Genomic DNA, 2,050 nt, shown 5'->3' on the forward strand with positions numbered 1-2,050 from the left:
CTTGAGCTTCAAGCACCCAAGCTCGCAGCAATCCGCCGTCTTGCCGCCGCCGAGGGTTCGATTTGCATCACTGACGCGGCGAAACAACTCGGCATCGCCCCGTCGAAGCTCTTCGACTGGCTGCAGGCAAACCGCTGGATTTACCGCCGCGGTGGTTCGACTCGCTGGATCGCAATGCAGCCTCGCATCCGTGACGGCTTCCTGAAGCACAAGGTGACCGCGCTCAAACCCGATACCGAAACCGGCATCGAGCGCGCGGCATATCAACCCCTCGTTACCCCGAAAGGCCTCGCACGCTTGGCCGAAAAGAACATTGGAGCCGCGCTGTGAGTGTTCAAGCTATGTCATGGGCTCTCGCATTGCCGAAGGCTTCCCTTGAAAACCCTGCTGCCCGTCACGTGCTGCTGTGTCTGGCGAACTACGCCGGTAGCGATGGCCGTGGGGCCTTCCCGTCTGCGCTGACCCTGTCAGACGACACCGGTCTTTCCGAGCGTACCGTGCGCCTGAAACTGGATGAGCTGGAGAAGGCGGGCTTCATCACCCAGGGTAACCAAGCCATCGCCGCCGCCTATATCGATCGCCGTGACCGTCGCCCAGTGGTGTACGACCTTCAACTCAAACGGGGTGCAAATGCTGCACCCCGTAAAGAACGGGGTGCAGATAACCGCACGGGGTGCAGCTCACAGCAGAACGGGGTGCAGGAAAACGCAGAACGGGGTGCAGCAGCTGCACCCAATACATCACTTAACCATCAATTAACCGAAGAGCAGCAGCTGCAGCGCGATTTGGACGATGTGCTCGCCGAGCAAGACCGAGCCGCCGCCGAGTGCCCTGCGCCAAACCAGCGCTTCGCCATGTTCGCTGCTTGGGAGCCAAACGCCAAAGCCTTGGCCGACCAGATCGCAATCGCCGGCATCCCCGCCGACTCAGTGCCGGATGCGGCAGTTCGATCGTTCAAGGGTTTCTATGCTGCCCGGCCTGGCACCGTCGATTCGGCGCATGGCTGGTGTTATCGCCTGGTGCAATGGGTCAAGCGGGAGCGAGTCAAAGCGGCCGGCCAAGGCCAGGCCCCGGATTTTGACGACACCAGTTGGGCTGAAAACATGGGGAGTCTCTGATGAAGTCCGTCGCGAGCATCATGCAGCAACTGCCGAACGTTCCATCTGCCGAGGTCGTGCCGCTCAAGATCGACGCCGGCACGGTTCAGGTCATCAACGCTCTGTTCCGCGAGCTGATGGCGATCTTCCCAGCATGGAAGCAGGCATGGCCTGATCAGGCAGCGGTCGATGCTGCCAAGGCCACATGGACCAAGGCGTTCATGGCCGAGAACATCACCCGCATCGAGCAGATCCGCTTCGGCATCGAGCAGTGCCGCAAGATGGGTTCCGACTTCGCACCGAGCGTGGGCAAGTTCATCAAGCTGTGCCAGCCAACCCCGGAAATGCTAGGCATCCCATCGCTGGAGAAGGCTTTCCGCGAGGCCTGCCGCAACGCTCACCCATCCATGGCCGGGCAGGGCAAGTGGTCGCATCAGGCGGTCTGGCATACGGCGAAAGAGTGCGGCTTCGAACCTCTCAACCGCCTGGAATCCTCCCTCGCCATGAAGCTCTTCGAGAGGAACTACGTGATCACGGTCCGCCGCATGATCGAGGGTCTGCCATTGCAGGCGATGCCCTTGGCCCTGCCGGCCCGCGCTGAAGCCCGACGCACTCCCGATATCGGAAACAAGGCCTTGGCCGAACTGCGCGCCCGCCGCGCCGGAGCATCAGCATGAGCGATACCCGACTTGCCGCGCCTGACCCTGCGGCGTTCCGTTACGCGGTCTACGCGTGCTCCTCGAAGATCGATCTGTCGAATCCACCGGATCCCGCTGTCGCGCTATTCGATCGCAAAGGCATTGCCGAGTCGTTCGGCCGGTTGATGTGGCCCAGCACTTTCGAAGTCGTCGACCTGATGGAGATCTCACAATGAGAACGATCAAGGCGCTCGCCAATGTCGCCAGGTGCTTCATCGCTTTCATGGTGGCCGGCTACGACGGGTCTGTGCCTCC

The 2,050-nt window shown here is 61.7% G+C and carries 4 protein-coding genes; all 4 read left to right on the plus strand.

The window, feature by feature from the left end; genetic code table 11:
- Positions 1-330, plus strand: a 330-nt coding sequence (locus ACYASU_RS20335; RefSeq protein WP_463583851.1) for a phage antirepressor KilAC domain-containing protein, incomplete at its 5' end; no start/stop codon positions are given.
- A gap of 11 nt (positions 331-341) precedes the next feature.
- The gene (locus ACYASU_RS20340; RefSeq protein ID WP_463583854.1) at positions 342-1,118 is read left to right on the plus strand and encodes a helix-turn-helix domain-containing protein; all 777 of its coding nucleotides are present in this window, start codon (positions 342-344) and stop codon (positions 1,116-1,118) included.
- Positions 1,118-1,774: a replication protein P gene (locus tag ACYASU_RS20345; protein ID WP_463583852.1), complete on the plus strand. Its 657-nt coding sequence runs from the start codon at positions 1,118-1,120 to the stop codon at positions 1,772-1,774. The genes ACYASU_RS20340 and ACYASU_RS20345 overlap by 1 nt, the downstream gene beginning before the upstream one ends.
- Entirely contained in the window at positions 1,771-1,971 is a 201-nt protein-coding gene (locus ACYASU_RS20350) for a hypothetical protein (protein ID WP_463583853.1), read from the plus strand. The genes ACYASU_RS20345 and ACYASU_RS20350 overlap by 4 nt, the downstream gene beginning before the upstream one ends.
- Positions 1,972-2,050 lie beyond the last annotated feature (79 nt).

Source organism: Pseudomonas sp. HP_12, assembly GCF_055283955.1.